Annotated in this window: 9 protein-coding genes and 1 pseudogene; 4 read left to right on the forward strand and 6 right to left on the reverse strand. The window is 45.3% G+C overall.

All coding sequences use genetic code 11. The features are described from left to right. Positions 1–39: 39 nt before the first annotated feature. The gene (locus KAI37_RS23905) at positions 40–474 is read right to left on the reverse strand and encodes an Lrp/AsnC family transcriptional regulator (protein ID WP_220030345.1); all 435 of its coding nucleotides are present in this window, start codon (positions 472–474) and stop codon (positions 40–42) included. Between the two features lie 279 nt (positions 475–753). Here KAI37_RS23905 and KAI37_RS23910 point away from each other — a divergent pair, with 279 nt between their 5' ends. After that, positions 754–1215 carry a VOC family protein gene (locus tag KAI37_RS23910; RefSeq protein WP_071643383.1) on the forward strand — a complete coding sequence of 154 codons (462 nt, stop codon included), beginning with the start codon at positions 754–756 and terminating at the stop codon, positions 1213–1215. Positions 1216–1382: 167 nt separating this feature from the next. Then, positions 1383–1847 carry a DUF3592 domain-containing protein gene (locus tag KAI37_RS23915; protein ID WP_071643385.1) on the forward strand — a complete coding sequence of 155 codons (465 nt, stop codon included), beginning with the start codon at positions 1383–1385 and terminating at the stop codon, positions 1845–1847. An 11-nt stretch (positions 1848–1858) separates the two neighbouring features. On the opposite strand, the gene KAI37_RS23920 is transcribed toward KAI37_RS23915, so the two are convergent. The 4 genes from KAI37_RS23920 to KAI37_RS23935 form a co-directional block, all read right to left on the reverse strand. Further along, on the reverse strand, positions 1859–2473 hold the full coding sequence (locus KAI37_RS23920; protein ID WP_220030346.1) for a LysE/ArgO family amino acid transporter: 615 nt from the start codon (positions 2471–2473) through the stop codon (positions 1859–1861). 74 nt (positions 2474–2547) lie between these two features. After that, entirely contained in the window at positions 2548–3300 is a 753-nt protein-coding gene (gene mobA / locus KAI37_RS23925) for a molybdenum cofactor guanylyltransferase (RefSeq protein WP_181127317.1), read from the reverse strand. A 142-nt stretch (positions 3301–3442) separates the two neighbouring features. Continuing rightward, positions 3443–7063, reverse strand: coding sequence for an Ig-like domain-containing protein (locus KAI37_RS23930; protein ID WP_220030347.1), 3621 nt, complete (start codon positions 7061–7063; stop codon positions 3443–3445). Next, the gene (locus KAI37_RS23935) at positions 7047–8816 is read right to left on the reverse strand and encodes a motility associated factor glycosyltransferase family protein (protein ID WP_258383018.1); all 1770 of its coding nucleotides are present in this window, start codon (positions 8814–8816) and stop codon (positions 7047–7049) included. The genes KAI37_RS23930 and KAI37_RS23935 overlap by 17 nt, the downstream gene beginning before the upstream one ends. A gap of 603 nt (positions 8817–9419) precedes the next feature. Here KAI37_RS23935 and KAI37_RS23940 point away from each other — a divergent pair. Next, a pseudogene (locus tag KAI37_RS23940) lies at positions 9420–10639 on the forward strand (MFS transporter); the annotation flags it as partial. Between the two features lie 187 nt (positions 10640–10826). Here the strand turns inward: KAI37_RS23940 and KAI37_RS23945 are convergent. Beyond that, a complete protein-coding gene (locus KAI37_RS23945) occupies positions 10827–12506 on the reverse strand; it encodes a glutamine--tRNA ligase/YqeY domain fusion protein (protein WP_220030349.1) in 1680 nt (559 codons plus the stop codon). 207 nt (positions 12507–12713) lie between these two features. Here KAI37_RS23945 and KAI37_RS23950 point away from each other — a divergent pair, with 207 nt between their 5' ends. Beyond that, complete coding sequence (locus tag KAI37_RS23950) at positions 12714–13439, forward strand: copper amine oxidase (protein WP_071558127.1); 726 nt, start codon at positions 12714–12716, stop codon at positions 13437–13439. The last annotated feature ends 45 nt before the right edge of the window (positions 13440–13484 follow it).

Below are 13484 nucleotides of genomic sequence, written 5' to 3' on the forward strand. Positions count from 1 at the left end.
GAATGCTCTATATTCCAAATGTTCGGTTCTCCGATTGGCTTACAGCAAAACCCTGTTCTCCAGTATATTTTTCATACAAATATGCGACTTCGAAGGACCCAGCTTGACTAGTGAATCCTGAAGCTCTGCAATTTCCTCTACCGACGCGGTTTGTACCTTAATGAGATAATTAAATTCCCCACTAATGCGAAATAAATCGGTGACTTCCTTCGCCTCTCTACAAAATTCAACCAGCTCTTGGCAATGTTCTGTCTTTATTAGAATAAATGTAGTCGTCCCTCGATTCATTTCCCGTAAATTAAATACGGTACTATATCCGGAAATAATCCCTCGTTCTTCAAGCTTGGTTATCCTTTCTTTAACAGACGGCTGTGACATCGAGATTTCTTTACTGATTTGGGAAATAGTTATCCGAGCGTCATGATGTAGCAATTTCATGATTTTGTGATCTATATCGTCTATGTGATGCTGCATATCGAGCCTCCTGACCTGAATTTTAAAAAATAATATTTTTCATCCCAATTAACTTTTATTTAATAATTAATATAGTATAAAAACCTTACTTTAAATATATAAGCACCACATAAATATTCATATAATAAGGTTTACTTACATGAGGATTTTGCAAAAATCTCATAAGCGACTTCCAATGAACGATATATAGATCGAAATGGTTTAGTTCGTCTATATATTGCACTTCGGAGCGACTAGAATCGAATTTTGCAAAATCCTGAATCAAAAGGAGGATTTGAAATGAGCGTAAAGGGACTAGCGCATGTTGCCATACAAGCCCGTGACTATCAAGCGACCATTGCATTTTATACCAAGGTATTGGGATTTAAAAGAGGACATCACTGGAGTCTTCCGTCTTTTCGAATTCAAGAGGCTTCCATGCTGATCTCACCCGATCAGAGAACCTGTCTCGAAATTTTTGATAATGATGCTGTCATTCCTGCCCAAGGAAAAAAAGCTTCATCCGAGCAAGATATTGCTCACGGGGCTTTATTACACTTGGCATTTTACGTAGACAATGTAGATGAAATATATCAAAAAGCCCTTGCCCACGGAGCAAGAACCTTTGTGGAACCCAATCAGCTTACACTTGGCGAACCTCCTCTGGTTGTAACAAATGCATTAGTCCACAGCCCTAATGGTGAGGTTATCGAATTTATCAAGGATGTTGATTTTGACATGTCCCTATCGAGCAAAAAGTAATTATCCTAGATATAAAAAAGATCCACTTCCCGGTGAAGTAGGATCTTTTTATATCCATACAGCTCTGCGTTATCTCTATGGAAGAATTAAACTGTTCCTAAAAAATGTCCGATATATTGATTATCGCTTATTTAAAGGAGTAGATTATCATCTCCATTGATTTCAATGTGTATTGGTTTCATTTTAGCTCCGATCTGCTGATGCCATTGTTCAGCTTGATTGGACTGCTACTCATCTATTTTGGATTCAGAACGATCCGTCGTCATCGTTATCGTAAACGCCACTGGGTCCGTACCAAGGGGCAAATCGTTGATGCGCATATCGAAGTAGATATTGATGTCGTTCCCTTTGACCGAGATGATCCGGTAGATACTAGCTACACCCGCCGATTAAAGGTGCGCTTCTATACAGCTTCAGGTGAAGCCGTAGAATTCTGGAATCCTTATAGCACCAACCTAAGCCTCAACCGGGTTGGCAGCAAGATTAAGGTATTATACAATCCATCCAACCCTCTGGACGCCCGAATTGCAGGCGGTGTAAATGGTGCTGGCTGTCTGGCCTTTATGCTGTTTTTGATCGGTGTTCCCTTTGCTTTGAGCGGGGTATTCGCTGTTTTGAAGTTTTTCCTCTAACCAGGCTTGGATCACATACTGGTAATAAAATTTATCGCCATATACATTGCCAGGCCTAAAATAATCAGTGCCGATATTTTGTTGAGCACAGTCCCAAACTTCCCTTCTGAATCCATACGTCCCACGAGACGCCCCGCCGTTGCCAGACCGATAAACCATATCCAAGATACGGACACGGCGGCCAGACCAAAGGCCCAGCGTTCCCCGCCGTCATATTGAAGGGAGCTGGTTCCAATTACTCCAACAGTGTCGAGTATGGCATGTGGATTCAATAGCGATACCGAAGCGGCAAAAATCATCTGTCGTTTCGGGCGCATCGCCTGGCTTTCTCCTGAGGAGACTGCCCGCGATTTCCAAAGAGTCCAGGCCATATACAGCAGAAACAAACAGCCCGCTGCATAGAGTACGTTTGTGAGCCATAGAAATTGCTGCAAAATAAGAGATACGCCCCAAACCGCAAGCGTGATCAGGATTGTATCACAGATACCCGCTGTAATGACAGCAGGCAGTGCATTGCGAAACCGCGACTGGGACGCCCCTTGATTAAACACAAATACATTCTGTACCCCCAAAGGCAAAATCAAACCCAGCGCTAATAAAACAGCATGGATAATAGCTTCCAACATGTTATGTACTCCCCTCAAAACCATTACACTTCTTCTCTCTCATCTTCCGTTATTTCCTTTCGTTCTTGATGTAGTTATCGTTCTGGGTTTTCCAGGTTCTGTGCACGTTCGGTACGTTTTTGTATATGCTCCAATTGCTCCACTGTAGTCTGATAATCTTGCGGGTAGTTCATATTAAATACAGCTTGCCGCCACATCTCTAAGCTCGCACCTGGCCAATCGCCCGCTGTCTCATAACGAACGTTCAATGAATCTAGCCAGTCGATCAGACGAAGACGTCCACTACGCAGACATTGCTCGGCAGACGGCAACACACTTTGATGGTATATGCCTAGCAGCGGATGTATACGTCCATCCACAGAGGCAATCACTGCCTGTAATGCTGGTTCTGCTGGCTGGGGCGATGAGCCTTTTCCTGTCAAGGGTGCATGATCCCCCTGTACTTGTTGTTTTCCTTGTTCACTACTTGTCTCTTGCGCCGCTGTCCAGTTCGTTGCGTGAGTAAGCAAAGCACACAATATCTCTGGCTGCACGAAGGGCATATCGCAGGCAACGACAATGCCCCACTCCGTTCTGGAAGCAGAAAGTCCCGCATGAATACCGCTCAAAGGCCCTAAGCCGGGATACAGGTCTTTTGTCGTTTCCAGATCAAGCTCCCTATACTGCTGCGTATCCCGAGTCACTACAATAACCCGTTTTGCTACCTGCCCCAACACAGCGGCTATTCTCTCCAGTACCGTAACACCTCCCAGCTGAAGTAGCGCCTTGTCCTGTCCCATTCTGCTAGAGCGCCCACCTGCCACGATAATTCCAGTCACCTCCACCATCACCATCGCACCTCCTTTTGCTAGACAAATTCTATCATTAAACACGGATAAATCTAATAATATCATCTATATAAAGTATAAAAAATGGCGATCCACCTGGATCGCCAAAAAAGAGGGTGCCTATTCGTCTAGTTCATTACTTTTAATTCGTGAACTTAATAAGTTGCAAAAATCGTTTTATTATGGAAGTAGCCTCCGCCCGGGCCGCCTGCTGTTTGGGCGCAAGCAAGTCGGGAGAGACCCCCTTAATTAAGCCTTGCTCTGTAGCCTGCGCCATAGCATCTTGAGCCCAAGGAGAAACAGTAGGTGCGTCGCTGTAAATCTCTTTATATTTCTCATTAGCAGGACCAGCATTCAGTGTTTGAGCGTAATGTGCAGCCTTTTCGGTAATAACCACGATCTCCTCGCGAGTAATCAATCTTTCTGGTCCAAATGACTGATTCCCGTAACCACGGATCAGACCAGCTTCCACTGCAGCTCCAACACTACCAGCATACCAGGCATTTTCTTTCACATCTGTAAAAGGCTCCGTTAACGGCTTTTCCTGCATACCAAGCCCACGCACAAGCATTGCCACAAATTCAGCTCTTGTTACCGCCCGATTCGGTTCAAAAATATCAGGCTGAACACCTTGGACAATCAACTTGTTTGCCAGCATCTCTACATCTTTCTGCGCCCAATGATTTTCTAGATCCTTAAACTTTTTGTCTGCTGAGACTACAGCATAAATGCTGTTATGGTTTGACTTAATAATTGCCTCTAATTGCCCATCCACATTCTGAATCAACACGGGAACAGACGACAACACACCTGTCTTAGGATCGAACCAAACGGCCGCTATATGCTTAGGATCAACTTCATGATCGAGAATCAATTTCCGTTCCACATAATGCCCGAAAAATTCAGTGATCTCTTGATCTCCAGCCATAAGCTTGAAATCAACCGGGTTTACCACAACATTCGCTAAACCCGTGTCAGCAATAGCTTGTCGCACTTGTGCACCGTTTTCGCCTGACAACGCTGAAATTTCGACGATCAGGTTGTCTTCAGGATATAATGAGACCAATTTGCCAACCAATTCAGTAGAAAGAGTAAACTGGGCTACTGCTGTGTGAATGCTAATCGGCACCTTTGTATTTTCTTTCTCATATTCCTTTAAAAAGGTAGAAGGTATACTCACTTTTGCTCCTTTATTGTACCCCGAGGCGTCCACGACCAACTCTTTCTGCTCACCGATTGTAACATTCAGGGCTTGGCTGACGTCTCCATCGTTCAAACCAATAAGTTGAATAGTGCGGCTCTTATCGGCTACTGTCTTAGCGTCTGTTAATACGGCCCCCGTCTTAGTCTCTGTTTGGGAAGCCGCTGACGAAGTACCCTGAGCTGACGTTTCTTTATCCTTAGAACGATGTGAGCGCTCATCTCGTACGCGGAACGTCCACTCCTCTGGAGTATGCATACCTACATACGGATTCATTGCCAAATCCGTCAGTGCTCCCGAGGTAATTTCCAGATAGTACGACTTTCCTTCTTCCAGTCCACCCGATAGCCCAATGTACGCTATATTTTCCTCGCCTTTTAACGTAAAATTCGAATTCCCGGCTCCGGATACCCGCAGCTCTCGCACTACAGCCCCACCCGAAGCTTCACGGAGTCTTACGTAACCGTGGTTCCACTTCATCGGCTCATTAAACTCCAGCATAAAGCCTGCATACTGGCCTGCCCCACTAAGCTCTGAACCTTCCGGTGATACCTTCCTTACCAGTTTCGGCGCGGTAGTGTCTGCTGTCTGGAAGCTCCACGTATTCTTGCCCCAAATGGAATTTGTTCCCTGACCCGCGCGATCTACAAACATACCCGAGCTGACCTCCACATAATACTGGGTACTATCCGCCAGTGGATGATCCAGTTCCATCCGCACATGCTGACCACTGATATGTACCGTGCCACCTACGACTGTACCTCCGCTCACGTTAATCCGGCCCGCCTCACTTCCATCCTTCTGGTGCACCACCAGATGGCCTGTGCCTAGCTGCACCTCTTCGCTGAATGCCATTCCCAACTCAGGTGTGAGCGTCCACATATTTCCGTGAGGAGACATATAGGTATAATAAGGTCTCTCATCTTGCACGCGGAACGTCCACTCCTCTGGAGTACGCGTACCCACATACGGGTTCATTGCCCAGTCCGTCAATGCTCCCGAGGTGATTTCCAGATAGTACGACTTTCCTTCTTCTAACCCGCCTGACAGCATAAATTCGACTACATTATCATGTCCTTCTAGCGTACTGTTTAAATTCCCTGCACCCGATACTCGTAGTTCGCGAACCACTGCCCCACCTGATACTTCGTGAAGCCTTACATAGCCTTGGTTCCACTTCATCGGCTCATTAAACTCCAATATAAACCCTGCATACTGGCCTGCACCACTGAGTTCCAATCCTTCAGGCGTTCTTCTCTTTACCAACTTCGGCGCAGTGGTGTCTGCCGTCTGGAAGGTCCACATGTTCTTGTCCCAAATCGCATTGGTACCTTGACCCGCGCGATCTACAAACATACCCGAGCTGACCTCCACATAATACTGGGTACTATCCGCCAGTGGATGATCCAGTTCCATCCGCACATGCTGACCACTGATATGTACCGTGCCACCTACGACTGTACCTCCGCTCACGTTAATCCGGCCCGCTTCACTTCCATCCTTCTGGTGTACCACCAGATGGCCTGTGCCTAGCTGCACCTCTTCGCTGAATGCCATTCCCAACTCAGGTGTGAGCGTCCACATATTTCCGTGAGGAGACATATAGGTATAATAAGGTCTCTCATCTTGCACGCGGAACGTCCACTCCTCTGGAGTACGCGTACCCACATACGGGTTCATTGCCCAGTCCGTCAGTGCTCCCGAGGTGATTTCCAGATAGTACGACTTTCCTTCTTCTAACCCGCCTGACAGCATAAATTCGACTACATTATCATGTCCTTCTAGCGTACTGTTTAAATTCCCTGCACCCGATACTCGTAGTTCGCGAACCACTGCCCCACCTGATACTTCGTGAAGCCTTACATAGCCTTGGTTCCACTTCATCGGCTCATTAAACTCCAATATAAACCCTGCATACTGGCCTGCACCACTGAGTTCCAATCCTTCAGGTGTTCTTCTCTTTACCAACTTCGGCGCAGTGGTGTCTGCCGTCTGGAAGGTCCACATGTTCTTGTCCCAAATCGCATTGGTACCTTGACCCGCGCGATCTACAAACATACCCGAGCTGACCTCCACATAATATTGGGTACTATCCGCCAGTGGATGATCCAGTTCCATCCGCACATGCTGACCACTGATATGTACCGTGCCACCTACGACTGTACCTCCGCTCACGTTAATCCGGCCCGCTTCACTTCCATCCTTCTGGTGTACCACCAGATGGCCTGTGCCTAGCTGCACCTCTTCGCTGAATGCCATAGCCAGATTTGCGGACAAAGAAACGCCACTTTCCTGAGGTGAAAGCCATGTATAGTATGGAGGCTCGTCCATTTGCGCCTGCATATAGACTGATAAGGCCACAGGGGATGAGGAAGCGTCTTGTATGAACCCGTCCGACACCGACACATTCTCCGTCATATTGTCGCTTACGCTCTCCGATGCAAACGTCGCTGAAATATATGGGTTGGCTAGATTGAGCACCTGTGTTGTCAGTACACTTACCTTAATCATTCGATTTACATGATTCTTACTTCTATTCTTATTTCTACTCTTCTTGCTCATATACGTGCTCCTTTTTATCTAGGTGAATGGAATGGTGAAATTCATGGATCTCATTCTTGATTCCCATATAATCCTGCTGGCATTTCCATATGAAATCCCCGAAGTACAGCAGAATTTGCTCCCCTCTGATTAGAGGATTCCTACTGCTCTGAATGGCGCCCATTTTACTGTACAAAAACTCATACAGCATACGATGGCGAGGAAGAACATATATTTTGAAAAAACAATTACCTAATAATGAGGCAAATAAGTCATCAAACTGTCCAAAGGACACGTTCAGCATATTGGCCTGCTTCAGACTGAGCTTATGTTTGATACCAAGCAAAACATGATGAATCTGTTCCATAATCGCTTGAAAAGCCTCCTCATCCCGCTGAAGCTCTTCAATCCGTGACCCCAGAAACAAGAGATCGTATTCCGAATTGCTGTTGGTTTGCAGCCACGCATCATCAATAGCACCTTTTAATCGCGCCTGGATTACCTCTTCCAAGTTCTGAAAAGATGTCCCTTTTATAACAGCGCCTTCACGCGTTGTGTTTATAAATTCAGTTCCCTTCACTGTGCTAATGTAAAACTCCATTTCTGTTTTCATTTTAATAAAAGAATGTCGTGTAACTACCTGTTGGCCATGAACACCCTGTACACGCGGCAAATCGGCACTAGCTGTAACACCTTGGGCATGAGTAATCCCCTCAGCATAATATTGTTCATCCCGATAAGCTAAATTTTGCCCTACCAACACAACAGGGTCTGCTTTCATCTGGATCAGACATTGGAGTGCAATGACCGCTACTGAAGGAGCATCGTTAATAATCGTTGGTTTATTTCCCTCCGGTGTACGCAATACGTGTTTGGAGAGTTCATCCTGAGAAATGATGATATGCATAAGACGACCTGGATAATGATCGAGTGTGTGTTTACCGACCGTACTGCCGAAAATAAGTGGAATTGAATCAATTCGCTTGTCGATCACCTTTTGAATTACATTTACGTTGTATTCGTTCGGGTCATAACTGAATGTGCCGTGCGGATAAATGCCATGCTCCACCAGCGTGTTCACTGCCGATCCTACTGTAAACAGATAAGCAAGATTGTTCTCACGAATATGCCGTAGGTGCTCAATTTCGTCGTTAAGCGAAGGGCCAGCAGATATTACTAAGACTGGCTTGCCCCTAATATGCTCTGAGCCTGCGTGCAGAAAATCTGAACTATGTAAAATATAAGGAAAATTATGAATGCTGTTTAAAGCCCATTTTTTTTCGTACACGTTATTGATAGCCATTTTGTCCTTCTTGTTAGAGACCATTTTATACAATGTTTCATTAAACTTCTTCAGTTCCGCAGTAAATAAGGAGCGATACGGGAGCCATGGAACAACTAGGATCCCAGATACACGGTCGATCAACCTATGCAGTGTACCGATTGTCTCTCCTGTCATTCCTCCTACCATAACCTCTTCGATCATCTCATCAGCCAGCCAATCGTTTTCATTCAGATGCTGCAAAAAAATATTCATCAAACCAGTGTCTGGCTCGACGATGGAGAAGCTGGTATTCGGGTACTTACGTAGAAATTCACGAATATGATACCCAAGTCCTACACCAAAAAAGATCACGTGCGCTTGAGGTGTAACCTCGTTAAAACCCAAAACAAATAATTCTGCTTCCCGCCCAGGCTGCTCAGGATCATGTAAATAGTATGATTGTCCCTCACGAGTCAGTATTACATTGGGCTCGTTGGTTTCAGAAGTCACCAACTCACCTCCTTCTCCTGCCTGAAGCAAAAGAAGCCGAGGAAATCGGTGGTACAAGGAATTGTCTCTATGATGCTGTAATGCCATTTTCCATCCCTTTCCACCCGATATTTCATAAAACCAACTATACAGGCCAGTCGATTAAACCTATATCATTTCTTATGAAGCATAGTATTCTGATTTTATGTAATATCTGCGACAATGTATTTTTATTCAGAAAAAAATAATCCTAAATTCTCCTGATTATGGATTAAGTATCGGCTATTCTATGTATAAACTTTAGGTCTTAAGAACCTATTTATAAATAAAGATTTTGTAACTAACCAAGCATTTACTAGGACTAACCATATATAGTTTCAAATGCTGTAGTTCGTCTACATGTCGCCCCTTGGAGCAACAAAAACAATAACTAGTAAAATAGCAAAATAATCATTAAGTTTGCATAAACAAATATCAAACTAGTATCTTCTAATAATTATTACATAATTGTTAATTTATTGGTTTGTTAACCCTTTCAACACATGATACATTGGAATAAAGAACCTCCCACAGATCGGCATCGATGCGCAATTCTCTATCGGGCTAAGAAAGGAATGGCTTGTCTTGCAAAAGAGAGAAATTCAAGAGACTCCTCTATATTCCTTAAAACTGTATAATTTTTTTCTATATGGAGCTATGGTCATTTTCTCCAGCTTCTTCCCGTTGTATCTGCAAGATATCGGCATGGACAAGCTGGAGATCGGGAGTCTGATGGCTATCGGACCTTTTGTATCCGTATTCGCGAACCCTTTTTGGGGCTATACAAGCGACCGGAGCCGTAACCTCCGACGTATTCTGCTATTTATGATTATAGGTACCTTGTTATTACTACAGGCTTTATTTCATGTCCATACGTATATCATGATTTATGTGGCGATGATTGGTTTTTATTTTTTCCAAAGCCCTTTATTTGCGCAAAGCAACAGCCTAATTCTCAGCTATATTGAGGGCACAGACCGGAAATTTGGTTCATTCCGTATATGGGGTTCCTTCGGCTGGGCTGTGACAGCGGCAGTTGCTGGCATAGTTATTGACCAAACGGGGATATCCAGCATATCCACCATCTTTACGGTACTTCTTCTGGCTGCATTGATCTGCACCTTGTCGATTCCACCATTGAAAAGCACTGTGGAGACAGCAACCATTCATTTGCGTGGCTTTGGCAGCGTTTTAATGAACGGATACTTTATATCCTTTATTTTATTGGGCATCCTTGTATCCATCCCGAATTCGATCAACAGCGCCTTTATGTCCCTGTATATCACCGAACTGGGTGGGTCCAAACAGATGCTTGGTTTTGCTGTTTTTATGTCATCGGTATTCGAAATTATTGTATTTTTGCTGTTTGATCGCTTCTTGAAGAAAAGAATGACCGTGATGGTCGGCTGTTTGGCACTCGTCAGTTTGCTGTTTGCCTTACGGTGGGAACTGATGGCTCTGGCCACAGACCCGATTCAGATCGTGTTCATTCAGGCACTTCATTGCGTCACCTTCGGTGGATACTTCTATGTAGGCACCCAGTTGACCGTCCTATTTACCCCTGCAGCATACCGATCATCCGGACAGGCCGTATATACCTTGACCTGGAGTGGTATATCCGGTATCGTAGCAGGTTTTGCAGGAGGTTGGCTATTCCAGAACTTTGGCGGAGAAATGATGTACCATGCAGGGGTCTTTTTCGCCCTACTTGGCTCTGTGGGATTCGCTATCATGTGGTATATGCTGTACAAGAACGGTTATCAGCCAGGACTGCCAGCGGGCACAAACGAATAGAAGAAGCCCCTAACAACACTAGAGGAATGAGCTATCCCCTCTTCCCTTCTGGCTTGTTAGCAAAGACAATAGAGTATCGTCAAGTCAATGATCATGGATAAAGAGTGTGCATGCGTAAAATAAAGGAGTCTGCCGACGGCAGACTCCTTTTCAACTTGGTCGCATGAAGCTACCATCTCTCCCACACTTTCCAACAACCTATTGCTTAGGCAATTGGAAAGAGCTTTTCAACGATACAACACGGTTAAATACAGGCTCACCCGGCTTGGACAGCTTCGGATCGACACTGAAATAACCATGACGGAAAAATTGGAACTTGTCCTGCGATTGAGCTTCTTTCATGTTCGGCTCGACATAGCCATGAGCAATTTCCAAAGAGTTCGGATTCAATTGGTCAAGGAATGTTTTTTCCGATGCATCCTCTTCAATCTCTTCCGTGTCCTCTGCGTTAATCAAAGGCTCATACAAACGGAATTCGGCAGGTACAGCCTGAGTAGCCTCTACCCAGTGGATCGTGCCTTTCACTTTACGTCCAGTAAAGCCTGATCCGCTCTTGGTTTCTACATCATAGGTACAGTGAATCTCCGTTACATTTCCGTCCGCATCCTTAATCACATCGTTGCATTTAATGAAGTAAGCATGTTTGAGACGTACTTCATTACCAGGGAACAAACGGAAGTATTTGCTCGGTGGATTTTCCATGAAGTCCTCACGCTCAATATAAATTTCACGGGAAAACGGAATTTGACGTGTACCGAGTTCCGGATTTTCAGTATTATTTTCCGCCTCCAGCATCTCAACTTGTCTTTCAGGATAGTTTGTGATAACCACCTTCAACGGATCTATGACTGCCATGGTGCGAGGTGCCTTAAGCTTCAAATCCTCACGTACAAAATGCTCCAGCACCTGCAAATCGATGACTCCGTAGGCTTTGGAAATGCCTGTCTCATATACGAAGCTGCGGATGGCCTCCGGCGTGTAGCCGCGACGACGTAAACCGGAAATCGTCGGCATACGCGGATCATCCCAACCATCTACGTGCTTTTCATCGACCAGAAGCTTGAGCTTACGTTTGCTGGTTACGGTTTGAGCCAGGTTCAGCCGTCCAAATTCGTATTGGTGCGGTACCTTTTCCATCTCGCATTCAGCTACAACCCAATCGTACAGCGGGCGCTGATCTTCGAACTCCAGCGAACAGAGCGAGTGCGTTACTCCCTCAATCGCATCTTCCAGCGGATGAGCATAGGAGTACATTGGATAGATGCACCATGTGTCGCCTGTATTGTGATGTGCTGTGTGTGAAATGCGGTAAATAACCGGATCACGTAAATTAATGTTTCCTGAAGCCATATCAATTTTGGCACGCAGCACCTTTTCACCATTTTGGTATTTGCCTGCACGCATCTCTTCAAACAGCTTCAGATTGTCTTCCACACTGCGATCCCGATAAGGGCTATTTTGCCCCGGTTCGGTCAGTGTGCCACGAGTTTCGCGGATTTGGTCCGCGCTTTGATCATCCACGTAGGCTTTACCCTTTTGGATCAGCAGGATAGCACGCTTGTACATTTCTTCGAAATAATTGGAGGCAAAATGTTTTTCCTCCCATTCATAACCGAGCCACTTCACGTCCTCCTGGATGGAGTTCACATATTCCGTGTCTTCCTTCGCCGGATTGGTGTCGTCAAAACGCAGATTTGTGCGTCCTCCGAATTCATCTCCCAGCGAGAAATTGATCCAGATAGCTTTGGCATGTCCAATATGCAAATATCCGTTAGGTTCAGGTGGAAATCGTGTAACAACCTCCTTTACCTTACCCGTACGTAAATCCTCTTCAATAACATTTTTAATAAAATTGGGGGGAGTGATCGGCTTCTCCACGCTAATCAACCTTTCTTCCGTATAATCTGTGTAAAACCTGTTCCCTTAAATATACCCTTTCACACCGCATAACTCAATAAAATGAAAATCCTTATGCTCGCTTCAGCAAAAAAAGTGACAAGTTATGAAAAAGAGTTAACATTTTCGGCAAATAAATTCGTTATAGTGTATATATCTTTTATTTTGCCCGGAAAAGGAGACCCACCCGTGTTTAAGCTGCTCATTGTGATCCTGCTGTCTATGCTTTTGTCCTCTTCCGTCATGACTTCGGGCCATCCTTCACCGGACCCGGTGAACGAAACCGTACAATCTCGTCCGCTAGCCCGCGCTCCAGAAGACTCATCCGTCCGCTTATATGCTGTTAATCCGTCACAGGGATTATTCCATTCAGCTGTACTGGAAATCGGTCAGCAACGCCGCACATTCCGATGGTCGGGCTCGGCAGATATCTCCACCGTACCACAATTATATTACAGGGATGTGAACGGGGATGGTGTTCGTGAAGCCGTCGTGATTATCACACGCGCCTCGGGAACGGGTGTCGAATTGCAGGAATTGCATATTGTTAACGCACGCACGATGGAAGAATATGCGGTCGAATCGGCAGCAGATGCTGTGTCCCAGCGCGTACACAGCTCAGTGGAGCTACGTGACCACAACCGCCAGGTCCATATTGCTGTTACGATTGACGGTGTTACACACACGATAGACCCTAAAGCATCCGTATTTTACGATGATCCAGCCCAATTTACAAAACATCTCGATTTTAGCTCTGTCGTCATGTATGATGCCGAACAGCTTCCTCTGCAAGCCACTGTATCTGGCAGTGTATCCCCAACCGAATTTGTAGGGGATTTGGATCTGAAATATGTATACGAGCACGAACGGTTCCGGGTGGGACCTATAGAATTTGAAGCTTCCTCTCCCTTTTGACGACTCTCGCAGAATAAGGTAGCATGGGATTAAATGCTAGACTGG

The organism is Paenibacillus sp. S25, assembly GCF_019454085.1.
Classification (GTDB): Bacteria; Bacillota; Bacilli; order Paenibacillales; family Paenibacillaceae; genus Paenibacillus; species Paenibacillus polymyxa_B.

Coding starts and splice junctions, on each gene's coding strand:
- KAI37_RS23930 (WP_220030347.1), bottom strand. CDS start 7,063: ATGAGCAAGAAGAGTAGAAATAAGAATAGAAGTAAGAATCATGTAAAT.
- KAI37_RS23905 (WP_220030345.1), bottom strand. CDS start 474: ATGCAGCATCACATAGACGATATAGATCACAAAATCATGAAATTGCTA.
- mobA (WP_181127317.1), bottom strand. CDS start 3,300: ATGGTGGAGGTGACTGGAATTATCGTGGCAGGTGGGCGCTCTAGCAGA.
- KAI37_RS23910 (WP_071643383.1), top strand. CDS start 754: ATGAGCGTAAAGGGACTAGCGCATGTTGCCATACAAGCCCGTGACTAT.
- KAI37_RS23920 (WP_220030346.1), bottom strand. CDS start 2,473: ATGTTGGAAGCTATTATCCATGCTGTTTTATTAGCGCTGGGTTTGATT.